We start from the raw sequence: 24,110 nt of genomic DNA, 5'->3' as shown, positions 1-24,110 counted from the left end.
CGGAGAAAGGTTACGCTTTCGTGCAAACATAATTAAAAAGTATAATAAGGAAGCAAGTAAAAAGAAAAAAGTGTAACCTTCCGGAGAAGTATGCGTCAAACAGAACAAAGAACAAAAAAACATAACCCAAAAAACATTTCAATTATGAACTATTTAGTAATCCCAGTAGTAGTAGGTATCATTACCTATGGTATTTATAAGTTATTTGAGCTCTTCGTTTGCCGCCGCGAGCGTCTTAATATTATTGATAAGCTAAGTGAGAACACAGCACTGCCGACAGATAAGCTATCGCTTGATTCGTATTTTCAATCCAGCTTCTCTTACAGTGCCCTAAAAGCCGGCTGCTTACTTATGGGAATCGGTTTAGGACTATTAGTCGGTTTTATTATATCTAATAATATTGACTATTATAAGAATTGGGATCTCAGACAAACGAGTAGTCTTATTATTGGTTCATGCGTACTCTTATTTGGAGGGATAGGGTTGATTACGGCTTTTCTCATCGAATTAAAAATCGGCAAAAAGAAATAGAAAGGGAAGTCATAGAAAAACAATCTCCCGAATAAGTTTAATTCATTTCACTTATCCGGGAGATTGTTTTTTGTACTTTTATAGCTACCGTCATCCAATATAGACATTAACGTACATAGAAACGTGAATTCCTTCATCATCTTGGTCAAAATCAATTTTGTTTTCATGCGCCAACCATCCTAACGCCGCCCCCAGCTGACTGTCATTTAGTCCTGACCTTCTTTTAAGCTCAGTATAACTCCATCTGGAATTGTCGACCAACAAGCGCCAGACTTTGCCTGCATACAGGCCAATTTCTCTTTTATTCATTAGACGTTACTTTAATAGGTTAATAATTTAGGTTATATCATTCGTTCCTTAAAGTTAGTAGATATAAATTTACTTTTCAAGGAAAAATAGAACTATTTTTCATAAATAGTACCAAAATAACAACTTCTAGGTATTATAGAACAATTGAATACATTTATATACAAGAATATCCATCCTTAAGAGTTAAAGGATGGATATTCTACTAGCTAAATGCTTTATTTTAAAGGGCTTATTACATCATGCCGCCCATTCCGCCCATGCCTGGTGCTCCCATAGGCATTTCTGGTTTATCTTCCTTTTTTTCTACAATAACACATTCTGTAGTAAGGAACATACCGGCGATAGAAGCTGCGTTTTCCAATGCTACACGCGTTACTTTAGCAGGGTCTACTACACCTGCTGCATGCATATTTTCATATACATCCATGCGGGCATTGTATCCGAAGTCTGCTTTGCCTTCGCGTACTTTCTGTACAACAACAGCACCTTCTTTACCTGAGTTGGCTACGATTTGACGAAGAGGCTCTTCGATGGCACGTTTGATGATTTCAATACCTGTAGTTTCGTCGGCATTGTCACCTTTCAAGCCTTCCAGGGTTTCGATAGCGCGGATGTAAGCTACACCACCACCAGGAACGATACCTTCTTCGATAGCAGCGCGGGTTGCACACAATGCATCGTCTACACGGTCTTTCTTTTCTTTCATTTCAACTTCGCTGGCAGCACCTACGTAAAGTACAGCTACACCACCCGACAATTTAGCCAGACGTTCCTGAAGTTTTTCTCTGTCATAATCAGAAGTCGTGGTTTTGATTTGCGACTTGATCTGATTTACGCGGGTTTCGATATTTACTTTCGAACCGGCACCGTTTACGATAGTTGTATTATCTTTAGAAACGGTTATTTTGTCGCAAGTACCTAGCATTTCCAGTGTAGCTTGTTCGAGCGACAGACCTTTTTCTTCGCTGATCACCAGACCGCCAGTCAATACGGCAATGTCTTCCAACATTTCTTTTCTTCTGTCGCCAAAGCCGGGAGCTTTTACGGCACAGATCTTCAGTTGAGAGCGCAGACGGTTTACAACCAGGGTAGTCAACGCTTCGCTATCTACATCTTCGGCGATGATAAGCAGTGGGCGACCGGTTTGTACGGCTGGTTCCAGGATAGGAAGCATGTCTTTGAGGTTCGAGATTTTTTTATCGTAGATCAGAATGTATGGTTTTTCCATTTCACATTCCATCTTTTCGGTGTTGGTTACGAAGTAAGCCGAAAGGTAACCACGGTCGAACTGCATACCTTCTACCAATTCGATAGTTGTATCTGTTCCTTTTGCTTCTTCGATAGTGATTACACCGTCTTTTGACACTTTACGCATAGCGTCGGCCAGCAATGAACCGATTGAAGGGTCATTATTAGCAGAGATGGTAGCTACTTGTTCGATCTTATCAAAGTTTTCGCCAACTTCTACTGATTGGCCTTTGATAGATTCTACAACCTTAGCTACGGCTTTATCTATACCGCGTTTCAAATCCATTGGATTTGCTCCGGCTGTTACATTCTTCAAGCCTTCTGCTACGATAGCTTGTGCCAATACGGTTGCCGTGGTAGTACCATCACCAGCGTCATCACCGGTTTTTGAAGCTACTTCTTTTACCAATTGCGCACCTGCGTTCTGGAAAGGATCTGATAATTCGATTTCTTTCGCAACAGTTACACCGTCTTTAGTGATCTGAGGTGCACCGAATTTCTTTTCGATAATTACATTACGTCCTTTGGGTCCTAATGTAACTTTTACGGCATTAGCCAATTCGTCAACTCCTTTTTTCAGTTGGTCGCGAGCCTCAAGACTGAATACTATTTCTTTAGCCATTTCTATATTATATTTTAAGTTTTATGAATTTATCATGTAATTAACCCCAGATAGCGAGGATGTCACTTTGGCGCATAATAAGGTATTTACCACCTTCTACTTCCAGTTCAGTACCGGCATATTTGCCATACAAAACGGTGTCACCAACTTTCAATACCATTTCTTCATCCTTTGTACCTTGGCCCACTGCCACAACTTCACCTTTCAAAGGTTTTTCTTTTGCAGTATCAGGGATAATAATACCACCTATAGTTTTTTCTTCTGCAGGTGCAGGAAGTATCAGCACTCTGTCTGCTAACGGTTTAATGTTCATGATTCTAAATTTTAAATATTGTTATTAATAAATTATTAATTTTGGTTGTCTGTTCCAAGACGTTAAAGGTGAAGCGAAAACTGTGCCAAAAGTGTTTCATACCCCATGAACTGACGTCTTGTCAGATTTACTTCAAAAAAAGAGGGTAGGTTTTAAGCCCTACCCTAGCTAAACAAATTTCTTTGTTATATGTTTACGATCGTAATAAGCCGATCAGTTCATCTACCGACACTAATCTCTCCTTTCCTGTTTTCATATTTCTCAACCTCACTTTTCCTTTAGCTATTTCATTTTCTCCGATAATGGCTACAAAAGGAATGTTTTTCGCATTGGCATAGCTCATTTGTTTTTTCATTTTCGATGCATCCGGAAATATTTCTGCACTAATACCAGCAGCTCTTATTTTTTTCAAGATAGGAATACAGTAAGCGGTTTCTACATTCCCAAAATTCACAAAGAAAAGTCGGGTACCATTTACAGCTTTTTTAGGATATAAGTCTAATTGGTTTAATACATCGAAGATACGGTCGGCTCCAAATGAGATACCTACTCCGGATACACCTGACATTCCGAACACACCTGTCAAATTGTCATACCGACCACCACCGGTGATACTTCCAATCTGTACACCCAGTGCTTTAACCTCAAAAATAGCTCCGGTATAATAATTTAAACCACGTGCTAAAGATAAATCAAAATCAATATTTCTCTTTCTATAATTGCTAATTATATAATGAGTTTCTTCTATACCTTTCAGACCTATAGGAGAACTTTTTAATATTTGCTTCAACTTTTTAATTTTTTCTGAATTGGTTCCACTCAATAAAATGATGGGTTGCAGTTTTGCTATGGCTTCATCGCTGATTCCTTTGCCTGATAGTTCCTTGTTTACATTCTCCAGTCCGATCTTGTCCAGTTTGTCAATAGCTACAGTTATATCGACAATTTTATCAGCTTCGCCTATAATTTCGGCAATACCGGTAAGTATTTTACGGTTATTGATCTTGATGCAAACCCGAATACCGAAACGGGTAAATACTTGATCTACAATCTGCATCAGTTCTACTTCATTCAACAAAGAGTCACTGCCAACAACATCGGCGTCGCATTGATAGAATTCACGGTAGCGTCCTTTCTGCGGACGATCGGCACGCCAAACCGGTTGAATCTGATAGCGTTTGAAAGGAAAATTAATTTCATCACGGTGCATCACTACATACCGGGCGAAAGGAACAGTTAAGTCGTAACGAAGCCCTTTTTCGCAGAATTTGCTGGCCAGTTTTATAGCATCACGGCTAAGCAGTTCTTCATCTGTAATACCCGAAAAATAATCACCCGAATTTTGAATCTTGAAAAGCAACTTATCTCCTTCTTCACCGTACTTTCCCATCAGTGTAGAGAGCATCTCCATAGAAGGTGTTTCTATTTGCTGGAATCCATAAAGATGATATACGTCGCGAATGGTGTTAAATATATAGTTACGTTTAGCCATCTCTACAGGAGAGAAATCACGCGTTCCTTTAGGTATACTGGGTTTAGCTGCCATAATTCTTTTTATTAAATTAAGCCGCAAAGGTAGTAATTTATAGCGAAAAAGTACCTGAAATTTCTTGTTAAACACGCCGACTTTCTACGTTAACACGCCAACTTTGGGGTTTAACACCACGAGTAGCAGTGTTTAACACGGCATACAGCCGCGTTAATGTAGAAAGTTGGAGTGTTTAACAAAAAAAAGCGGTGCATTTTTTCTTTGCACCGCTTCTTAGGACTAGCCTGATTTTATACCTTAATCTCTCCGTCCCAGGAAAATCATTATATAATAAAACAAAGTTGCCAGAGAGCCTAGCGCTGCTACTACATAGGTATATGCAGCCGAACGAAGGGCATCTTCGGCTTGTTTATGATTATAAGAATTGCTTATTCCTGAAGCACTTAGCCAAACCAATGCGCGTTTGCTGGCATCAATTTCTACGGGTAGCGTGATGAAGCTAAATAATGTTGTCATGGCAAACAGAACGATACCAGCCAATAATAGTTGTGGGAATGTATTGATCAGTAAAATACCAGCCAATAAAACCCACGTCATCCATTGTGATGCGAAAGTCACAACCGGAACCAATTTACTGCGCATAGTCAACGGAGCATATGCACGGGCATGCTGAACGGCGTGCCCACACTCATGTGCGGCTACTGCTGCTGCCATGATGCTATTGCTGGCATAAACGCCTTCGCTAAGATTGACGGTTTTATTTGCCGGATTATAGTGGTCGGTCAATGTGCCAGGAGTATGCGTCACCTGTACGTCAGTAATACCATTATCACGTAGCATCTGAATAGCCACGTCTCGTCCCGTCATTCCGTTTGCTACCGGAATCTTAGAGTACTTTTTAAATTTGCTTTGCAGATTCAACTGCACCAGGTAACTCACCAGAGCGATACCTATAAATATTATCCATGAAATAGGAATTCCCATAATTATATTCTTTTTATTTATACTACAATTCTAACTACAAATAGTTTGCCAAAAATAGATAAAAAAATAAGAGGGCCTTTCAAGCTCTCTTATTTTTATAAAGAATTAAGTTATCGTTAAATAAAAACCTGGCAGCGGTACCTTGCCGCCTGCTTATTCTTCGGTATAGCGTTCGATAGTCTGCGCTCTGTCAGGTCCGAGTGACACAATGACAATATCCACTCCAAGTTGCTCTTCGAGGAATGTCAGGTATGAATTGAATTCTTCGGGGAATTCATCTTCGCTCTTCATCTTTGTCATATCAGTTTCCCAACCTGCCAGTTCAACATATACAGGTTTTACGCTATCGTTAATATCGTATGGGAAATAATCAATTTCCTTACCATCCATTTCATATGCAATACACGCATTGATTGTAGCAAATGAATCCAGAACGTCACTCTTCATCATAATCAGTTTGGTTACTCCATTGATCATGATAGAGTATTTCAAAGCCACGAGGTCAATCCAACCGCAACGGCGTTTGCGCCCGGTTACCGAACCGAATTCATGTCCCAACGTACAAATCTGATCTCCAACTTTATCGAATAATTCTGTTGGAAACGGACCAGCACCTACACGTGTACAGTATGCTTTAAAGATACCATACACCTCGCCTATACGGTTAGGAGCAATGCCTAAACCAGTACATGCACCGGCACAAACGGTATTAGAAGACGTCACAAACGGATAGGACCCGAAGTCTACATCGAGCATAGTGCCTTGTGCGCCCTCGCAAAGAACTTTCTTTCCTACGTACAGCAGGTTATTGATCTCATGCTCGCTGTCAACCAAATTAAAGTTCTTCAGATATTCGATACCCTCAAACCAGGTTTGTTCAAGCTCAGTCAGATCATATTCAAAATTCAGAGATTGCAACGTTTGTTCATGGCGCTTCTTTGCCTGTGCATATTTCTCGCCGAAATGACCCAATATATCTCCTACCCGCAAACCATTACGGCTCACTTTATCAGTATAAGTAGGTCCAATGCCTTTTCCGGTAGTTCCCACTTTTTCCTCACCTTTGGCAGCCTCATAAGCCGCATCAAGAATACGATGCGTAGGCATAATAAGGTGCGCCTTTTTCGAGATAAAAAGTCTTTCTTTCAGGTTATGTCCCGCCGCTTCCAATGCTTCGGCTTCCGCTTTGAATAAAGCCGGGTCAAGCACTACACCGTTGCCGATGATATTCACCTTATCGCCCTGGAAGATACCTGAAGGGATGGAGCGAAGTACATACTTCTGCCCTTCAAACTCTAGCGTATGGCCTGCATTAGGACCACCCTGAAAACGTGCTACTACATCGTATCTGGGAGTCAACACATCGACTACTTTTCCTTTCCCTTCGTCGCCCCATTGCAAACCTAATAGTACATCTACTTTCATTTTTCTTTCTTATTTTGATTACTTTGTTTACGTTTATTTTTCCTGTCGCACTTACTGCACAACCCATAAATATACAAAGAGTAGTGCGATAATTGAAATCTACTCAACCGGGTACTTTCAATGGCCTTTTGCAAAACTTCATTCTGAAACTCCGTAACAGAGCCACACTGCATACAAATCTGATGATGATGTGTATCTCTGTTATAGCACTTTTCATATTGCGAAGAGTGTGTAAACTGATGCTTTATAACCAGTTTGGCATTGATTAGTAAAATGATGGTATTGTAAAGAGTAGCTCTGCTGACCCTGAACTTCTCATCATTCATCATTCGGGAATACAGCATATCAACATCAAAATGCCCTTCTATGGAGTAGATAGTATCGAGTATAGCATACCTTTCAGGAGTCTTCCGATGCCCGTTAGCTTTCAGATATTCGGTAAATATCTGCTTTACTATATCTCTCACTTCCGGAGCTTCCATAGGGGTGTTTATTTAAGCGCCAACAAAGTTAACCGTTTTTTGTAAAAGGCAAGGAATAAAAAGGAGTTTTTTTAGGAGTTCCGATAATTCTCTACTTCATCTTTTACCATCGTGTAAAGCATGTGTTCTGCCTCATTTTCAGACCCCGCATAACTTTCAACCAGCCGGCATACCCGAAAAGCATGCTCTTCACTATGTTCCATAAATTTACGGATAGCCAACAGAGCCGAATTGCGCACATGATAAGCGCCGGAAAGCACAGCCGTAATAGCCTGGTCGAGTAATTCGGAAGATGCCCTTTCGGTCATATCGCCCTTCTTCATTAACAATCGGGAGATGGTAAGATACCCGGCAACCTGCACATATTCTCTTTCACCGGCTATCCATTGGAAAGACTTGGCAGGAGCATAAGGCAGATATTGAAAAAGATTCATTGCCGTTAGTTCCGCAATCTCGATATTCCGGATATCTTCAACCCAGATATCTGCAATTTCGTGGTAAAAGCTCTCAATGGGCTGTAACATAGCAGCCAGTATTTTAAACTCACGAATATCCTCTTTCCAAAGCGCCTGGGCAAGTGCATGGTCTTTTTCGTAGTTCGCGGCTATGACTTTAATACGGGGAAGCTCCACTCCAAAGTTCAGTTTATAAACCAGCCCCTTTTCGCGCATGCTTTGAGACACAACCCCGTTCATACCTAAACGGAGTTGTGTTCTGATATCTTTTAATTTCTCACTTAACTCCATGAAATTCTATTTATTGCAGAACGGCAACGTAGCGTAATCTTTGCTATAGCGCAGCATCTGCTCAACATATCCTTCTTTATATGAAACCTTCACATCAACAAGGTCGCCATTGGCATTGGTTACAGCTTCATACACCGGATTAACAAAACCTTTGTAAGGTGATAAGTTCAGCTTTTTATAGCGCTCCAAGACTTCGGCATGCAATGTAGGATCAACCTTAACGGCATAGTTCTCTACAATAGCACGTGCCGCATCAAAATCGCCGGTAGATTTAATTCGTTGAATTTCAACTAAAAGCTGGCCAAACAAATCACGTAGTTTCTGATAATCATTGATAACTACATACGTTTTACCTTCTTTCTTTTTCATCTCTACCACATTGTCAGCAGTGCCTTTTTCATATACCCAGCGGGCAATTAGTTGACGGTTGCGCATGTGAGCCTCTTCGATATTGCTTCCCTGCTCAATACGTACAAGCTGGGTCATCAACCCATTCATCAGGAAAGTATAATATTCGGCTTTGAACGCTTCATTATTAGGAGTTAATCCCAACTCCACCAGTTTAGGATCGGCAACATAATACAGCCCGAATAAGTCTGCACGGGTTTCTTCAATAGTAGAACCATAAGCTTTCAATGCGTCAGGATCTACCCCCGGCAATAGTTTACCGGAACCGTGTCCCAGACACTCATGCAGATCGGTATGCAAATTGCCTGTCAGATCGCCGTATTTGTCAATTAAATCCCGCTCAACACCACTGTACACAAATTCTTCATTAAAACCATTGCCGTGCGCAGCTTTATTGTAAGCATCGGTTATATTCCCTATGGTTACAGATTTAGAACCATGCTGATCGCGTATCCAGTTTGAATTGGGAAGATTTATACCGATGGCTGTTGCCGGATAAAGATCACCTGCAAGAATCGCAGCAGTAATCACTTTAGCCGATACACCTTTTACCTCTTCTTTTTTGAATTGTTTGTCGACCGGAGAATGATCTTCAAACCATTGTGCATTATTACTTATAAGTTCAGTACGACGAGTGGCTTCCATGTCCTTGAAGTTCACCAACGATTCCCAGCTTGCCTTCATGCCCAATGGATCACCATAAGATTCTGTAAATCCGTTCACAAAATCAATGCGCGAATCCAGATCCTTCACCCAAAGAATGGAATAGTCATCAAATGTCTTAAGATCACCTGTTTTATAATATTCAATCAGTTTGGAGATAACTGCTTTCTGTGCCTCATTTTCGGCCACAGCCTCCGCCTTCTCCAACCAATACACAATCTTTTCGAGAGCGCCTGTATATAGTCCGCCTACTTTCCAAACCTTCTCCTGAATCTTTCCATCCTCTTTAACCAGGCGGCTATTCAAACCATAAGATACGGGAGTCTGATTTTTAGGATCTTTCAAGCTATTATAAAAAGCTTCTGCTTCTTTTTGGGTTACTCCGTCGTAATAGTTACATGCCGATGTCAATACCAGATCTTCACCATCTGCCTGATTTACCCGTTTGGGCATTACGCCAGGATCAAAAATTACAGGATACAACACTTCATACAACTGCTCTGCTGTTTGTCCCTCCAACAATGGAAGTTCAGCAGCATCCATCTTCAACATTTCTGTTTTCAAAAATTCGGGCGAAAATTCAGGAATAAACTTTTCACTTCCATAATGATGATGTATTCCATTGGAGAACCATACCCGTTTCAGGTATATCACCATATTTTTATAGTCGGCGCTATTTTTATCACCATCGTAATTGGTGTATACACTTTCCAATGTTTTACGGATAGCCAGATTATACTTTCCATTCTGGTCAAACAGAATGTCACGGCCAACCAATGCCGCTTCTGTCAGATAATAGATCAACTCTTTCTGCTTCAACGACAATTCTTCAAATCCCGGCACTTTATACCGAAGGATTTGCAAATCGGCAAATTGCTCTACCGAATATTCAAAACTTTCAGCTTCCGCTGTATCTTTTTTGCCTCCATCACAGGAAGCTAATACGGTTATTCCTACTGTCATAGCTATCAAATATTTCTTCATAGTATGGGATATTATAGTTATCAAAATGAGAAAAAGGAAATACCCCGGTGGTTGGTCCGGGATAATTCCTTTTTTCCTGTATCAAACGCACAATTTATTATTTCTTTGCGTTTCTTTTGCGATATCCATTAGGTGTTTCACCTACGTTTTTATAGAAAGCCGCGTAGAAAGATTGACGGTTAGCAAAACCTACCATCGCACTGATTTCTTCTACGTTTTTATCAGCATATCTTCTGTCTGTCAACAGATGCAAAGCATCTTTCACTCTATAATCGTTCAACAGGCAAGAGTAGTTCATTCCAAAACGTGAATTTACTACTGCAGACAAGTAACGAGTATTCGTTTTCAACTCTTTTGCCAGATCTTTTGCTGAATAATCCGGATCTCTATACTTTTTCTGCATAACAACGATCTCCATGATCTTGTCATACAACTCATCTGCTAACTCAGGTCTGATCAAAGATCTGTAAGCAGCTTTTTTCTCCTTCTTTTCCTTAATGTTATAAGGGCGCTTCGTCGGAGTTCCTTCTTGTTTTTTGTTTTCTAAATCACTCATTGAATTAACTGGTTAGGTGTTTTTAATTTCATCTCATCGTGCTTACGCACATTTGATATTACAAAAATCGTACTTTTTTTTTATATACGCAACCCTTTCGTATAAATTTTTTGTATAGAAAGTATAAAAAAACCTTGAAAGCCTTTCAAGAGATGATTCCAGGGCTATTCTTTAACAATTAAAAAAACTTTCTTACAGTACATAAACAAGACGAATTACTTTTTAACAATATCCATGCATCAAATATTCAACTTTAGAACCCCTATTCACGATCATTATCTTCATCTTTTCATCTCCATCTCAAATTCAAGAGCTTACATAAAACAACAAAATAAGGCACACAGATACACAAAAGACAGATATATCATTAAATACAAAGCACATAAAGAGACACAAGGCATCATATAGTCAAACTTGCAAATTATAACCACTTCAATAAAAACAGATATCCAGATAACAAACCGGATAAAATAAAGACCGTTAAAAAGTAAATTTCAAACCTAACGGTTTATTAGTAAAAAAATAAACCTGGCAACAAGAAGCAAAGGAAAATTAGTAAAAAACGGACGTTATTCTCCCCCAAAGCATTAAAAAAATCACAAAACCTGATATATTATATTATTGTCTCAATATCCAATTATTTCATTAGATTATTGTATATATTACCGACATTGTTGCATCTGAGAATGCAATTCCGATTGAGGTACTCCTAATTGAATAGCTTTTTCAAAATCCTGCTTGGCCAAAGCCTTCTTTTTCTGGGATAAGTAAATCTCACCACGTAATAAAAAAGCATCCGAATTCTCCGGATCTAAGCGGATAGCTTCTTCAAGGTCAATCATAGCCAGATCGACATGCTGCATATCCGATTCTACATCAGCACGGGCAACATATAAAGTGGCGTCTTCGGGATAGTCTACAATCAATTTACTTATAAGTTCAATAGCCTCACTGAACTTTTTCTCTTTCTGATTCAAGGTAACCAATCCCAAACGGGCATTATAATTATTCGGTTCTATTTTCAGCAAGCGATCATAATCTATCCGGGCAGCTTTATAATCACGACGTACCACATAAATATAGGCACGCATTAACAAGGCTTCCGCATTTGAGTTATCACCATCAAGAACCTGGCAGTAGTCCACATAAGCACGATCCGTTTTCCCCAGCTCCATATAGACCGTAGCGCGATTTAATAGAATAGGAATAGCTGTAGGCGCTATATTTAAAGCATAAGTATAAGATTCAATGGCATTATCGTACTTCTTCATGCGACGCTGTATGGTGCCAATATTCGAAAAGACCAATGCATTGCGCGGATTAGATGGCTCCAGCTTTAGTGCCTGGCGGAATACCTCCTCTGCCTGTACCAAATCATCTGCTTCTACGAGATTTAAAGCCCGGTCGGTAAGCTCCTGATAGGTTTGTGCCTGAACTAAAGCGAATGTACTACATAGTATTAAAATCAGTAATGCAAATCTTTTCATAATATACATATGTTTAATGAATTTCGATGGCGGCAAATATACTTAAAAATGTAACTTAGCCTCGTAAACAGTTCGCCCTATTTGGTTGTTTTTCAAATTATATAGTTTTTCTAACTAAATAAATTCAATAATTATGTCGCACGACCATGATCATCATCACCATACAATCAATGTCACCTCGCTCAACAAAGCGTTTATCATTGGTATCATTCTAAACTTGGTCTTCGTTGTTACAGAGTTTGGTGCAGGCTTATGGTTCAATTCATTAGCTCTCCTCTCCGATGCCGGGCACAATTTAAGTGATGTTGTCAGCCTGATTCTGGCTATGCTGGCTTTTAAACTGGCAAAGATTAAAGCCAATGATAAATATACATATGGCTATAAAAAGAGCACCATACTGGTTTCATTACTAAATGCAGTAATTTTATTAGTAGCAGTCGGGGCCATTCTTGTAGAAAGTATTGAAAAACTTCAGCACCCGGCAGAAGTCCCCGGAACTGCCATAGCTTGGGTTGCCGGCGTCGGAGTTATTGTAAATGGAATAACAGCCATGCTTTTCATGAAAGATAAAGAGAAGGACTTGAATGTAAAAGGTGCATATTTACACATGGCTGCCGATGCCCTGGTTTCCATTGGCGTACTGGTGTCCGGATTGGTCATCAATTGGACCGGCTTTTATATTATAGACCCTATTATAGGTATCGTTGTTGCCATTGTTATTTTAATTTCCACATGGCGGTTGCTTCACGACAGTATCCGGTTATCTCTGGATGGCGTTCCGTTAGGAATACATACAGAAGATATTCTTAAGATTATTGACTCAACCCCTGGAGTAAAGAGCGTCCACCATGTTCACATCTGGGCAATCAGCACTACGGAGGTCGCACTCACTGCACATATTGTAACCGAACAAATGGGACAAATGGAAGGTATTAAAAATGAAATCCGCCACCGGCTTGCCGATAGCGGAATAAATCATGCAACACTAGAGTTTGAAACAACTGCCGAGCGTTGCCAGGACGAATATGATTAGATTTACGATTAGACGATTTACTATTTACGATTGAAGTAACTTGATTATAGTAATTTCAATCGTAAATCGTAAATCATAAAATAGCAAATCTCCTTATGCTTTTTTGATATAATCAACAAGCCATTCTCCCAGTTCTGAAGTAGCGTAAGGTTTCTCACCTTCCACCTGAATATCCTGTGTACGTATATTCGCATCCATAGAAGCATCTACAGTTTTGCGTATCAGTTCAGCTTCAGCCTTCAGATCAAATGCATAATCAAACATCATAGCAGCCGACAATACCGTAGCTAACGGATTAGCAATATCCTGACCTGCTGCCTGTGGCCATGACCCGTGAATAGGTTCGAATACAGAAGTGTATGTACCGATAGAAGCTGAAGGCAACAGTCCCATAGAGCCGGTAATAACAGATGCTTCATCCGTTAAAATATCACCGAACATATTCTCGGTAACCATTACATCAAATGAAGTAGGCCACTGAATCAAACGCATGGCAGCATTATCAACAAACATGTATTCAGTTTCCACTTCAGGATACTTAGGTTCAATACCTTTAGCTACTTCACGCCATAAACGAGATGTAGCCAGGACATTTGCCTTATCTACAATGGTTACTTTCTTACGGCGTTTCATTGCATATTCATAAGCCAACGTCACGATGCGCTCAACTTCTTCGCGGCTATATACACACGTATCATAGGCTGTATTACCATCCTCTGAACGTCCTTGAGGACGACCAAAATACATACCACCGGTCAATTCACGGATGCACATAAAATCAGCACCCTTAACCAGATCCGCACGCAGCGGAGATTTATGTATCAGCGACTCAAACGTAGTTACCGGACGGATATTGGCATAAAGCCCAAGACGTTTACGCATAGCGAGCAAGCCTTGCTCGGGACGTACCTTAGCCGAAGGATCATTGTCAAATTTAGGATCACCAACAGCACCGAAAAGAACAGCGTCGCTCTTCATACACAATTCATGTGTTTCTTCAGGATACGGATTGCCCACCTGATCTATCGCTGTAGCGCCACAAATACCATACGTATAGCTTAATTCATGACCAAATTTCTCACACACGGCAATAGTAGCATCCAGGGCTACTTTAACAATTTCGGGACCAATCCCATCGCCCGGCAGGACGGCAATATTCAATTTCATGTTAATTCAAATTTTGAGTTTTGAAGTTTGAATTATTCCTTTTAACAGCCATAATTCAAAATTCATAATTTAAAATTAAGTTAGTATTCTTCAATTATATTCAGCATCTTGATGGTAGCTTTTATGGCCGCCTCTGTCTGGTCGGCATCCAGCCCACGGGTACGGAACACTTTATCTTCGTAACTCCACGTGATAACTGTCTGTACAAAAGCATCCGTTCTTCCTCCCGGGGGAATGCTTACAGCATAGTTTATCAACATGGGGAATTTACGATTCAACGTCACCTTATATATCTTACGCAGGGCACGAACGAAAGCATCATACTGACCATCTCCGGAAGAACTTTCTTCATACGTTTTTCCATTGATTTCAACACTCAATGTAGCCATTGGGCGCAAACGATGCGCTAAAGTAACAAAATAACTTTTCAGTTTCACCTTATTGCTCATCGTTTCACTTTTGAGCACATCGGAAATAATATAAGGCAGGTCTTCCTGAGTGACCAATTCTTTCTTATCACCCAATTCAATAATACGTTCGGTTACGCGACGCATGGATTCTTCATCCAGCTCAAGTCCCAGACTTTCCAGGTTCTTGCGGATATTTGCTTTACCCGATGTTTTTCCGAGTGCATACTCGCGTACCCTACCGAAACGTTCCGGTAGCAAATCGTTATAGTATAAATTGCTTTTATTATCGCCATCCGCATGTACACCGGCTACCTGGGTAAATACATTTTCACCGACAATCGGCTTATTGGCAGGAATAATCACACCGGAATAAGACTCTACAACCCGGCTCACATCATTCAAACGACTCTCATCAATATTGGTAACCGCATTGAAGTGATCTTTCAGAATGGCTTGTACACTTGCTAATGGTGCATTTCCTGCTCTTTCTCCCAGTCCGTTGATGGTAGTATGCAATCCCTTAGCCCCACTTAACACGGCCGCAAGTGTGTTACTTACCGCCAGGTCATAATCATTATGGGCATGGAAATCGAAATGTTTATCCGGATAGCGATTCACCATCTTACGCATAAACTCCACAACTTCCAACGGATTAAGAACTCCCAGTGTATCAGGCAACATAAATCGCTTGATGCTTGTATCTTTCAAAGCATCCATCAGTTGAAATACATATTCGGGAGAATGTTTCATACCATTGCTCCAATCTTCCAGATAGACATTTACATCAATATCCATCTCGTCGGCATAGCGAACTACGGCAACAATATCTTCCACATGCTCCTCCAATGTTTTCTTTAATTGGCAAGTACAATGCTTCAGAGAACCTTTACAGAGCAGGTTGATAACACGGCACCCGGCTTTCTGAATCCATTCCAAAGAAGTCCGCCCATCAACAAAGCCCAGCACTTCCACCCGTTGCAGCATGTTTCGTCGCGCGGCCCAGTCACAGATCATCTTCACAGCATCAAACTCTCCATCCGATACCCGGGCCGACGCGACTTCTATCCGGTCTACTTTTAGTTCTTCTAAAAGCAGACGTGCTACCATTAATTTTTCATGAGGCACAAAAGACACTCCACTGGTCTGTTCACCATCGCGGAGCGTAGTGTCCATGATTTCTATTTTGACACTTCTTCTTCCCATGCCTCTATTTTATCTTTGTTGGTCAACAGAAAATCTATATCGTCCAATCCGTTCTCCAGGCAATGTTTCTTATAAGCATTAATATCAAACTGTTCGCTTTTACCTGTCGATTTATTGGTGATGGTTTGTGATGGAAGATTCACTTCCACTTCTGCTTTCGGATCTTTATCAATTGAATCAAATAACTCGGCCAGGAATGCTTCACTTACCACTACCGGAAGTACGAAGTTATTCAAAGCATTATTGCGAAAGATGTCGGCAAAGAAACTGGAAACTACCACTCGGAAGCCATAACCTGCGATCGCCCAAGCTGCATGTTCACGACTTGATCCGGAACCGAAGTTCTTACCGGCCACCAGAATCTTCCCACTGTAAGTAGGGTTATTCAGAACAAACGATTCTATTTTATTTCCCTGTTTATCATAACGCCAGTCACGAAACAGGTTATCTCCAAAGCCCTCCTTTGTAGTAGCTTTCAAAAAACGAGCAGGAATAATCTGGTCGGTATCCACATTTTCTAATGGGAGAGGCACACATGTAGAGGTCAGTATATTGAATTTTTCTTTCATTGCAGTTCTATTTTAAAGTTCTTGGATCAGTTATAACTCCTGTTATGGCGGCGGCGGCAGCTACCAGCGGACTAGCCAGCAAAGTGCGTGCTCCAGGTCCTTGTCTGCCTTCAAAGTTTCGGTTTGAAGTAGACACGGCGTATTTTCCGGCCGGTACTTTATCATCATTCATCGCCAAACATGCCGAACATCCCGGCTGACGCAATTCAAAGCCAGCTTCCATAAAGATTTTATCTAATCCTTCTTCTTTTATTTGAGCATCAACCATCCATGAGCCCGGAACCAACCAAGCCACAATACCTTCTGCTTTCTTCTTGCCTTTTACCAAAGCTGCAAAATCACGGAAATCTTCAATACGCCCATTGGTACAAGAACCCAGGAAAACGTAATCAACTTTCTTTCCAAGTAAAGAAGCACCGGCTTCAAGCCCCATATATTCCAATGACTTAGCATAAGAAATCCGTCCGGCTTCAGGCACACTTTCCATCGCAGGAATTTGTTGCGTAATACCCATACCCATACCCGGATTGGTTCCGTATGTGATCATCGGTTCAATATCTTCCGCTTTGAACACAATCTCTTTGTCAAATACAGCACCTTCATCCGTTTTCAAGGTTTTCCAATAAGATACCGCTTTATCCCACTCTGTGCCTGTTGGTGTGTATTCACGACCCTTTATATATTCAATAGTCACATCATCCGGAGCGATCATACCGCCGCGTGCTCCCATTTCGATACTGAGGTTACAAAGAGTAAGTCGACCTTCCATAGATAAGTTACGTACAGCTTCGCCGGCATATTCCACAAAATATCCGGTTGCCCCACCTGTAGTCATTTGAGCAATGATATAAAGTGCCATGTCTTTAGCAGTAACACCCTCGCCCAGCTTACCGTCAACAGTGATACGCATTGTTTTAGGTTTCGTTTGAAGGACACATTGCGAAGCCATCACCATCTCTACTTCACTGGTACCAATACCGAAGGCGACAGCCCCCATAGCACCATGAGTAGATGTATGAGAGTCACCGCAAACAATCGTCATTCCCGGCAGAGTCAACCCTCTTTCCGGACCTACTACGTGAATAATACCATTCTTAGGGTGCAACATGCCAAAATGATTCAAACCGAAATCTTCAGCATTCTTAGCTAAAGTATCCACCTGCGTTTTAGAGATCGGGTCTTCAATCGGTTTATCCTGATCATGTGTCGGCGTATTATGGTCGGGCATACAATATATCTTTTCCGGACGAAAACACTTTATACCCCGTTGGCGCATTCCGGCAAAAGCTTGCGGACTGGTTACCTCGTGACAATAAAGTCTATCAATATACAATTGTGTGGGACCGTCTTCTACCTTAGTCACTACGTGGGAATCCCAGATCTTATCAAATAATGTTTTTTTTTCACTCATATTAATTAGTCTTTTCAATTAGTCTTTTAATGTACTCATCATTTAAACTCTGCGTAAATCTGCGGTTAAAAACATCCACCCGCAGAGAAGCCTGGCAGCGGCGCCTTGCCACTATTTCACAAATTTGTTGATACAGTCAATATAAGCTTCTACTGATGCAGCAATAATATCCGTATTTGCGCCAAAACCATAATACATCTGATTATTGTATTCTACCTGCATGTGCACTTTACCCATATCATCACTACCTTTACTAATAGCCTGAATTGTAAACTCTTTTAGCGTCATGTGGCGATCAATGATTTTCTTCAATGCTTTGATTGCAGCATCAACGGGTCCGTTTCCACTGGCCGCCGCTTCAAACTTCTCACCGGCAATATTCAATCCTAAACTAGCAACCGAACGTACTCCGACACCGCTGGTAACCTGTAGGTATTCCAACTTAATCCGGTGATTCTGACTCCGGTCGGCACCTGCCAATACCAGTACATCATCATCATTAATATCTTTTTTACGGTCAGCCAGTTTAAGGAACTGCTCATAAATTTCATCCAATTTTTCCTGAGATGGTTCTACTCCCAATACAGAAAGGCGATGTTTCAAAGCTGCGCGTCCGCTACGTGCAGTCAATACGATGGAACTATCATCAATACCCACATCACGAGGATTGATAATTTCATATGTTTCCATATTCTTCAATACACCATCCTGATGAATACCCGATGAGTGTGCAAATGCATTTCGTCCAACAATCGCTTTATTCGGTTGCACCGGCATATTCATCAAGCTGGACACCATACGGCTTATCGGATATATTTTCTGGGTATTGATATTCGTTTCGATCTTTATTTCGTGATGACTCTTCAGGATCATTGCGATTTCTTCCAATGCAGTATTTCCTGCGCGCTCGCCAATACCATTGATCGTTACCTCTACTTGTCTCGCACCATTCAGTACCCCACTAATCGTATTTGCTGTTGCCATACCTAAATCATTGTGGCAATGAGTAGAGATAATCGCTTTATCAATATTATCTACATGATCTACCAGATATTTGATTTTCGCTCCATACTCTTCCGGCAAACAATAGCCGGTAGTATCGGGAATATTAACCACAGTAGCCCCTGCTTTTATTACAGCTTCGATTACTCTGGCCAAGTACTCATTATCCGTACGTCCAGCATCCTCAGCATAGAATTCCACATCATCCACAAACCGGCGGGCATATTTCACAGCGGCAACCGCACGTTCAATGATCTCTTCCCGGTTTGAGTTGAATTTATATTTGATATGAGAATCAGAAGTACCTATTCCTGTATGAATTCGCTTACGCTTTGCATATTGCAGGGCTTCAGCCGCCACTTCAATATCCTTTTGTACTGCCCGTGTCAAGGCACAAATCGTTGGCCATGTCACAGCTTTAGAGATTTCAATAACCGAATTAAAGTCACCCGGACTAGACACCGGGAAACCGGCTTCGATCACGTCAACTCCCAATGCTTCCAGCGCTTTTGCTACCTGAATCTTCTCTACTGTATTCAACTGGCATCCCGGTACCTGTTCACCATCACGCAACGTTGTGTCGAAAATAAATAATCTGTCACTCATTTCTTTATATTTTTAATTTATAACTTATTCTAATACGATTAACAAATAACTTTGGGCAGTTCACTGCAAAAAAAAGCCTTTCACACTTGGAAGTGAGAAAGGCTTTCGTATATCTACATCATACATAACTACATACAGCGCTCACTTCCAACTAACATTGCTAGTAGAATAATAATACCACAGAGTAGAATATGTATATATGATTGATTCATCTTATCTTGTTTCTATCTTTAACGCTGCAAAGGTAAGTGTTTTTTTTTACCCACAAAGAAAAACGTTACTTTTTTATCGAAATAAATTTCATTTTATAAGAATTCGAATAGAAATAAATCAAATGTATCACCCAACGTTGCTATGAATAGTAGTTCGAAGCTATTTATCAACTGTAGGTTACAATTTAAAAGCTGCATATAATAAGAGGTTGTTTCAAAACTCCTCCCCCTACCCTCTTTGGATGGGGAGGAGTTTTGAAACAACCTCTTATTATATATTTATGGCCTTAAATTAATTTGGCCTTCTTCGCTTTCTTTATTCTGCTGATTTAGCTTTCTCAGCGCAACATGCTTTGGTTGAGTCACATGCAGCTGTTTCTCCTTTTTCAGCGCAGCAAGTTTCAGTTGAGTCGCAGGCAGCAGATTCAACCTTTTCCGCACAACAAGCCTTTGTAGAATCACAAACTTCTACAGTAGTTTCATCCGCAGTAGCAGCAGCTTTTTTATTTCCACATGATGTTACAACACCCACAGTAAACAATACAGCTACAGCAGCAAAAAATAATTTTGTTTTCATAATAGATTTGCTTTAAATATTAATTAATCAGATAGTGTGGCGCAAAGATAGTGAAAAATCATAAAGCGGCAACGTGCCGCTGCGAAGTTCTATGCAGATAGGTAGTAAGATATACAAAAAAGCCTCGTTATCTTTCCTTATCGGATCAATAACGAGGCTTCACTAAAACGGCAACTACCTACTCTCCCACTGTTACGCAGTACCATCGGCGTGACAAGGCTTAACTTCTCTGTTCGGAATGGGAAGAGGTGGAACCCTTGTGCTATAGTCACCTAAATTTCATTGAGTTGACAGTTGAGAGTTAACAGTTGACAGTTAAAAACTAAATATCAACGAATTAAACACCATCAAACATGTCAAAAACATGGTGATACAAAAACCAAATCTATTCTTGTATGCTTTGTGCTACTTACTATAATTATAGCGTGTAGTTAAGCAAATTATTCTTAGTAGAACTAAAAGTATATAACAACCATACTGACAAAAGAAAGTTAACGGGCAATTAGTAAGGCTCGGCTATGATATTACTACCTGTACACCTGCCTCCTATCAACGTTGTAGTCTACAACGACCCTAAGAAATCTAATCTTGTGGCCGGCTTCGTACTTAGATGCTTTCAGCACTTATCCGATCCCGACGTAGCTACTCGGCAATGCACCTGGCGGCACAACCGATAAACCAGAGGTCAGTCCAACACGGTCCTCTCGTACTAGTGTCAGAGCCACGCAAATTTCATACGCCCACGATAGATAGAGACCGAACTGTCTCACGACGTTCTGAACCCAGCTCGCGTGCCACTTTAATGGGCGAACAGCCCAACCCTTGGGACCTTCTCCAGCCCCAGGATGTGACGAGCCGACATCGAGGTGCCAAACCCCTCCGTCGATATGAGCTCTTGGGAGGGATCAGCCTGTTATCCCCGGAGTACCTTTTATCCTTTGAGCGATGTCCTTTCCATACAGAAACACCGGATCACTATGCTCTAGTTTCCTACCTGATCGACTTGTAAGTCTCCCAGTCAAGCGCCCTTATGCCATTACACTCTACCGACGGTTACCAATCGTCGTGAGGGCACCTTTAGAAGCCTCCGTTACACTTTTGGAGGCGACCACCCCAGTCAAACTACCCACCAAACAGTGTCCTCGCAACAACGAGTTAGAACTCAGACAAGCAAAGGGTCGTATTTCAACAACGACTCCACCAATACTAGCGTACCAGCTTCAAAGTCTCCGACCTATCCTACACATCACGTGCCCAAATTCAATGTTAAGCTATAGTAAAGGTTCACGGGGTCTTTTCGTCCCATCGCGGGTAATCGGCATCTTCACCGATACTACAATTTCACTGAGCTCACGGTTGAGACAGTGTCCAGATCATTACACCATTCGTGCAGGTCGGAACTTACCCGACAAGGAATTTCGCTACCTTAGGACCGTTATAGTTACGGCCGCCGTTTACTGGGGCTTCAATTCAATGCTTCTCTTGCGATGACATCTCCTCTTAACCTTCCAGCACCGGGCAGGTGTCAGGCTGTATACGTGATCTTTCAATTTTGCACAGCCCTGTGTTTTTGTTAAACAGTTGCCTGGACCGATTCTCTGCGCCCTCCCATCGCTGGGTAGGGACCCTTTATCCCGAAGTTACAGGGTCAATTTGCCTAGTTCCTTAACCGTGAATCACTCAAGCGCCTTAGAATATTCATCCCGACTACGTGTGTCCGTTTACGGTACGGGTACCACATAAGATTAAGTTTAGCGGATTTTCTTGGAAGTCTGTTTACATGCACTATTGGATTGTACAAAGTACGCTCCATACTATCAGGTTCGACTTGGGTTACGGATTTGCCTATAACCCTCAACATCTACACCCTTCAACCAGCTATTCCGTCAGCTGGCGGCACTATCACTACTCCGTCCCCACATCACTCTTATGGGTAGTACGGGAATATTAACCCGTTCAGCCATCGGCTTCGCCATTAGGCTACACCTTAGGACCCGACTAACCCTGATCCGATTAGCGTTGATCAGGAAACCTTAGTCTTTCGGCGAGCAGGTTTCTCACCTGCTTTATCGTTACTTATACCTACATTTGCGTTTCCACACGCTCCAAAATACCTCACGATACTTCTTCAACGCAGAGTGGAATGCTCCCCTACCGATGAACAATATTTCGTGTTCATCCCACAGCTTCGGTAATATGCTTATGCCCGATTATTATCCACGCCAAACTCCTCGACTAGTGAGCTGTTACGCACTCTTTAAATGAATGGCTGCTTCCAAGCCAACATCCTAGCTGTCTTAGCAATCTGACTTCGTTAGTTCAACTTAGCATATATTTGGGGACCTTAGCTGATGGTCCGGATTCTTCTCCTCTCGGACATGGACCTTAGCACCCATGCCCTCACTCCTGTTCTTAACTAATGCGCATTCGGAGTTTATCAAGACTTGATAGGCGGCGAAGCCCTCGCATCTTATCAGTCGCTCTACCTCACATTAGTAATGAAACAAGGCTGCACCTAAATGCATTTCGGGGAGTACGAGCTATCTCCAAGTTTGATTAGCCTTTCACCCCCACCCTCAGGTCATCCGGAAGCTTTTCAACGCTTATCGGTTCGGTCCTCCAGTTAGTGTTACCTAACCTTCAACCTGCCCAAGGGTAGATCACTTGGTTTCGCGTCTACTCCTACTGACTAAAACGCCCTATTCAGACTCGCTTTCGCTTCGGCTGCAATTCTCAAGAATCTTAACCTTGCCAGTAAAAGTAACTCGTAGGTTCATTATGCAAAAGGCACGCCGTCACACCATATAGGTGCTCCGACCGCTTGTAGGCGCACGGTTTCAGGAACTATTTCACTCTTCTATTCGAAGTGCTTTTCACCTTTCCTTCACAGTACTGGTTCACTATCGGTCTCTCGGGAGTATTTAGCCTTACCGGATGGTCCCGGCAGATTCACACAGGATTTCTCGTGTCCCGCGCTACTCAGGATACCACTAGGGTTAATTATACTTAGAATACAGGATTATCACCTTCTATGATCGGACTTTCCAGCCACGTTCTTCTCGTATAATGTCGTCCCACGACGTGGTCCTACAACCCCATACATGCCGTAACAAGTATGGTTTGGGCTACTGCGCGTTCGCTCGCCACTACTAGCGCAATCATTATTATTTTCTTTTCCTACAGGTACTAAGATGTTTCAGTTCCCTGCGTTAGCCTCTTACTAGGTAAGATGATATGTCTTCAACATACCGGGTTGTCCCATTCGGAAATTTACGGATCAAAGGTTATTTGCACCTACCCGTAACTTATCGCAGCTTATCACGTCCTTCATCGCCTCCGAGAGCCAAGGCATCCGCCATGCGCCCTTAATTACTTTCTTTTATCACACTATTTCAGGAGCTAGAAGTTAGAAGTTAGTAGCAAGGCTACAACAACTAATTCCAAAACCATGAAACGTCGGTTGATATATACTTTTAGCTCAATACTAAAAATAAAAATTTGGTTTTGTACAACATGTCAAAGAACGAAATCTCATTTACAATTGACTATTTACAATTTACAATTTGAATGTAGAAAGAAACAGCAATATGAGATAAGTGGAGAATAACGGATTCGAACCGTTGACCCCCTGCGTGCAAGGCAGGTGCTCTAGCCAGCTGAGCTAATCCCCCTT

19 protein-coding genes, 1 tRNA gene and 2 rRNA genes are annotated in these 24,110 nt (G+C 41.4%); 2 read left to right on the top strand and 20 right to left on the bottom strand.

What is annotated here, in order from left to right:
- Nucleotides 1-144 precede the first annotated feature (144 nt).
- Nucleotides 145-531, top strand: a complete 387-nt coding sequence (locus tag D0T87_RS12190; RefSeq protein ID WP_163175412.1) for a DUF6249 domain-containing protein — start codon at nucleotides 145-147, stop codon at nucleotides 529-531.
- Between the two features lie 90 nt (nucleotides 532-621).
- On the opposite strand, the gene D0T87_RS12185 is transcribed toward D0T87_RS12190, so the two are convergent.
- The 11 genes from D0T87_RS12185 to D0T87_RS12135 all read right to left on the bottom strand — a co-directional run bounded on the left by D0T87_RS12185 (nucleotide 622) and on the right by D0T87_RS12135 (nucleotide 12,247).
- Complete coding sequence (locus tag D0T87_RS12185) at nucleotides 622-840, bottom strand: winged helix-turn-helix domain-containing protein (protein WP_163175411.1); 219 nt, start codon at nucleotides 838-840, stop codon at nucleotides 622-624.
- Nucleotides 841-1,072: 232 nt separating this feature from the next.
- Nucleotides 1,073-2,710 (bottom strand): chaperonin GroEL, encoded by a 1,638-nt coding sequence (gene groL, locus D0T87_RS12180; RefSeq protein ID WP_163175410.1) that lies wholly within the window; start codon nucleotides 2,708-2,710, stop codon nucleotides 1,073-1,075.
- A gap of 40 nt (nucleotides 2,711-2,750) precedes the next feature.
- On the bottom strand, nucleotides 2,751-3,023 hold the full coding sequence (locus D0T87_RS12175; protein WP_163175409.1) for a co-chaperone GroES: 273 nt from the start codon (nucleotides 3,021-3,023) through the stop codon (nucleotides 2,751-2,753).
- A gap of 193 nt (nucleotides 3,024-3,216) precedes the next feature.
- Nucleotides 3,217-4,569: a histidine--tRNA ligase gene (hisS, locus tag D0T87_RS12170; protein WP_163175408.1), complete on the bottom strand. Its 1,353-nt coding sequence runs from the start codon at nucleotides 4,567-4,569 to the stop codon at nucleotides 3,217-3,219.
- Between the two features lie 240 nt (nucleotides 4,570-4,809).
- A complete protein-coding gene (locus D0T87_RS12165) occupies nucleotides 4,810-5,496 on the bottom strand; it encodes a zinc metallopeptidase (RefSeq protein ID WP_163175407.1) in 687 nt (228 codons plus the stop codon).
- 153 nt (nucleotides 5,497-5,649) lie between these two features.
- Complete coding sequence (locus D0T87_RS12160; RefSeq protein ID WP_163175406.1) at nucleotides 5,650-6,921, bottom strand: adenylosuccinate synthase; 1,272 nt, start codon at nucleotides 6,919-6,921, stop codon at nucleotides 5,650-5,652.
- A complete protein-coding gene (locus tag D0T87_RS12155) occupies nucleotides 6,918-7,403 on the bottom strand; it encodes a Fur family transcriptional regulator (RefSeq protein WP_163175405.1) in 486 nt (161 codons plus the stop codon). The genes D0T87_RS12160 and D0T87_RS12155 overlap by 4 nt, the downstream gene beginning before the upstream one ends.
- Before the next feature lie 71 nt (nucleotides 7,404-7,474).
- Nucleotides 7,475-8,149 carry a DNA alkylation repair protein gene (locus D0T87_RS12150; RefSeq protein ID WP_163175404.1) on the bottom strand — a complete coding sequence of 225 codons (675 nt, stop codon included), beginning with the start codon at nucleotides 8,147-8,149 and terminating at the stop codon, nucleotides 7,475-7,477.
- A 6-nt stretch (nucleotides 8,150-8,155) separates the two neighbouring features.
- The gene (locus D0T87_RS12145; protein ID WP_163175403.1) at nucleotides 8,156-10,204 is read right to left on the bottom strand and encodes a dihydrofolate reductase; all 2,049 of its coding nucleotides are present in this window, start codon (nucleotides 10,202-10,204) and stop codon (nucleotides 8,156-8,158) included.
- 97 nt (nucleotides 10,205-10,301) lie between these two features.
- The gene (locus D0T87_RS12140) at nucleotides 10,302-10,760 is read right to left on the bottom strand and encodes an AraC family transcriptional regulator (RefSeq protein WP_163175402.1); all 459 of its coding nucleotides are present in this window, start codon (nucleotides 10,758-10,760) and stop codon (nucleotides 10,302-10,304) included.
- Nucleotides 10,761-11,422: 662 nt separating this feature from the next.
- On the bottom strand, nucleotides 11,423-12,247 hold the full coding sequence (locus D0T87_RS12135; RefSeq protein WP_163175401.1) for a lipopolysaccharide assembly protein LapB: 825 nt from the start codon (nucleotides 12,245-12,247) through the stop codon (nucleotides 11,423-11,425).
- A gap of 133 nt (nucleotides 12,248-12,380) precedes the next feature.
- Between D0T87_RS12135 and D0T87_RS12130 the strand changes: the two genes are divergently transcribed.
- On the top strand, nucleotides 12,381-13,280 hold the full coding sequence (locus D0T87_RS12130; protein ID WP_163175400.1) for a cation diffusion facilitator family transporter: 900 nt from the start codon (nucleotides 12,381-12,383) through the stop codon (nucleotides 13,278-13,280).
- A gap of 93 nt (nucleotides 13,281-13,373) precedes the next feature.
- On the opposite strand, the gene leuB is transcribed toward D0T87_RS12130, so the two are convergent.
- The 9 genes from leuB to D0T87_RS12085 all read right to left on the bottom strand — a co-directional run bounded on the left by leuB (nucleotide 13,374) and on the right by D0T87_RS12085 (nucleotide 24,108).
- Nucleotides 13,374-14,447 carry a 3-isopropylmalate dehydrogenase gene (leuB, locus tag D0T87_RS12125; protein WP_163175399.1) on the bottom strand — a complete coding sequence of 358 codons (1,074 nt, stop codon included), beginning with the start codon at nucleotides 14,445-14,447 and terminating at the stop codon, nucleotides 13,374-13,376.
- Nucleotides 14,448-14,527: 80 nt separating this feature from the next.
- A complete protein-coding gene (locus tag D0T87_RS12120) occupies nucleotides 14,528-16,060 on the bottom strand; it encodes an alpha-isopropylmalate synthase regulatory domain-containing protein (protein WP_163175398.1) in 1,533 nt (510 codons plus the stop codon).
- Complete coding sequence (gene leuD / locus D0T87_RS12115; protein WP_163175397.1) at nucleotides 16,036-16,629, bottom strand: 3-isopropylmalate dehydratase small subunit; 594 nt, start codon at nucleotides 16,627-16,629, stop codon at nucleotides 16,036-16,038. The genes D0T87_RS12120 and leuD overlap by 25 nt, the downstream gene beginning before the upstream one ends.
- A 7-nt stretch (nucleotides 16,630-16,636) precedes the next feature.
- Nucleotides 16,637-18,040 (bottom strand): 3-isopropylmalate dehydratase large subunit, encoded by a 1,404-nt coding sequence (gene leuC / locus D0T87_RS12110; RefSeq protein ID WP_163175396.1) that lies wholly within the window; start codon nucleotides 18,038-18,040, stop codon nucleotides 16,637-16,639.
- 111 nt (nucleotides 18,041-18,151) lie between these two features.
- A complete protein-coding gene (locus D0T87_RS12105) occupies nucleotides 18,152-19,648 on the bottom strand; it encodes a 2-isopropylmalate synthase (protein ID WP_163175395.1) in 1,497 nt (498 codons plus the stop codon).
- 528 nt (nucleotides 19,649-20,176) lie between these two features.
- Nucleotides 20,177-20,437 (bottom strand): hypothetical protein, encoded by a 261-nt coding sequence (locus tag D0T87_RS12100; protein WP_163175394.1) that lies wholly within the window; start codon nucleotides 20,435-20,437, stop codon nucleotides 20,177-20,179.
- Between the two features lie 165 nt (nucleotides 20,438-20,602).
- Nucleotides 20,603-20,713: ribosomal RNA gene (rrf, locus tag D0T87_RS12095) — 5S ribosomal RNA — on the bottom strand.
- A gap of 206 nt (nucleotides 20,714-20,919) precedes the next feature.
- Nucleotides 20,920-23,816, bottom strand: a 23S ribosomal RNA gene (locus tag D0T87_RS12090).
- 218 nt (nucleotides 23,817-24,034) lie between these two features.
- A tRNA-Ala gene (locus D0T87_RS12085) sits at nucleotides 24,035-24,108 on the bottom strand.
- Between the last annotated feature and the right edge of the window lie 2 nt (nucleotides 24,109-24,110).

It is taken from the genome of Bacteroides sp. 51, assembly GCF_010500965.1.
In the GTDB taxonomy this organism is placed as follows: domain Bacteria; phylum Bacteroidota; class Bacteroidia; order Bacteroidales; family Bacteroidaceae; genus Bacteroides.
The sequence above is the reverse complement of the archived record's forward strand: the minus strand, read 5'-3'. Positions and strand labels throughout refer to the sequence as shown.

What these genes read in the sequence shown, in the direction of transcription:
- leuD (WP_163175397.1), bottom strand. Translation starts at nt 16,629, where the DNA reads ATGAAAGAAAAATTCAATATACTGACCTCTACATGTGTGCCTCTCCCA.
- D0T87_RS12135 (WP_163175401.1), bottom strand. Translation starts at nt 12,247, where the DNA reads ATGAAAAGATTTGCATTACTGATTTTAATACTATGTAGTACATTCGCT.
- D0T87_RS12150 (WP_163175404.1), bottom strand. Translation starts at nt 8,149, where the DNA reads ATGGAGTTAAGTGAGAAATTAAAAGATATCAGAACACAACTCCGTTTA.
- D0T87_RS12155 (WP_163175405.1), bottom strand. Translation starts at nt 7,403, where the DNA reads ATGGAAGCTCCGGAAGTGAGAGATATAGTAAAGCAGATATTTACCGAA.
- leuB (WP_163175399.1), bottom strand. Translation starts at nt 14,447, where the DNA reads ATGAAATTGAATATTGCCGTCCTGCCGGGCGATGGGATTGGTCCCGAA.
- D0T87_RS12105 (WP_163175395.1), bottom strand. Translation starts at nt 19,648, where the DNA reads ATGAGTGACAGATTATTTATTTTCGACACAACGTTGCGTGATGGTGAA.
- hisS (WP_163175408.1), bottom strand. Translation starts at nt 4,569, where the DNA reads ATGGCAGCTAAACCCAGTATACCTAAAGGAACGCGTGATTTCTCTCCT.
- D0T87_RS12100 (WP_163175394.1), bottom strand. Translation starts at nt 20,437, where the DNA reads ATGAAAACAAAATTATTTTTTGCTGCTGTAGCTGTATTGTTTACTGTG.
- leuC (WP_163175396.1), bottom strand. Translation starts at nt 18,040, where the DNA reads ATGAGTGAAAAAAAAACATTATTTGATAAGATCTGGGATTCCCACGTA.
- D0T87_RS12130 (WP_163175400.1), top strand. Translation starts at nt 12,381, where the DNA reads ATGTCGCACGACCATGATCATCATCACCATACAATCAATGTCACCTCG.
- D0T87_RS12190 (WP_163175412.1), top strand. Translation starts at nt 145, where the DNA reads ATGAACTATTTAGTAATCCCAGTAGTAGTAGGTATCATTACCTATGGT.
- D0T87_RS12140 (WP_163175402.1), bottom strand. Translation starts at nt 10,760, where the DNA reads ATGAGTGATTTAGAAAACAAAAAACAAGAAGGAACTCCGACGAAGCGC.
- D0T87_RS12145 (WP_163175403.1), bottom strand. Translation starts at nt 10,204, where the DNA reads ATGAAGAAATATTTGATAGCTATGACAGTAGGAATAACCGTATTAGCT.
- D0T87_RS12185 (WP_163175411.1), bottom strand. Translation starts at nt 840, where the DNA reads ATGAATAAAAGAGAAATTGGCCTGTATGCAGGCAAAGTCTGGCGCTTG.
- D0T87_RS12165 (WP_163175407.1), bottom strand. Translation starts at nt 5,496, where the DNA reads ATGGGAATTCCTATTTCATGGATAATATTTATAGGTATCGCTCTGGTG.
- groL (WP_163175410.1), bottom strand. Translation starts at nt 2,710, where the DNA reads ATGGCTAAAGAAATAGTATTCAGTCTTGAGGCTCGCGACCAACTGAAA.
- D0T87_RS12120 (WP_163175398.1), bottom strand. Translation starts at nt 16,060, where the DNA reads ATGGGAAGAAGAAGTGTCAAAATAGAAATCATGGACACTACGCTCCGC.
- D0T87_RS12160 (WP_163175406.1), bottom strand. Translation starts at nt 6,921, where the DNA reads ATGAAAGTAGATGTACTATTAGGTTTGCAATGGGGCGACGAAGGGAAA.
- D0T87_RS12175 (WP_163175409.1), bottom strand. Translation starts at nt 3,023, where the DNA reads ATGAACATTAAACCGTTAGCAGACAGAGTGCTGATACTTCCTGCACCT.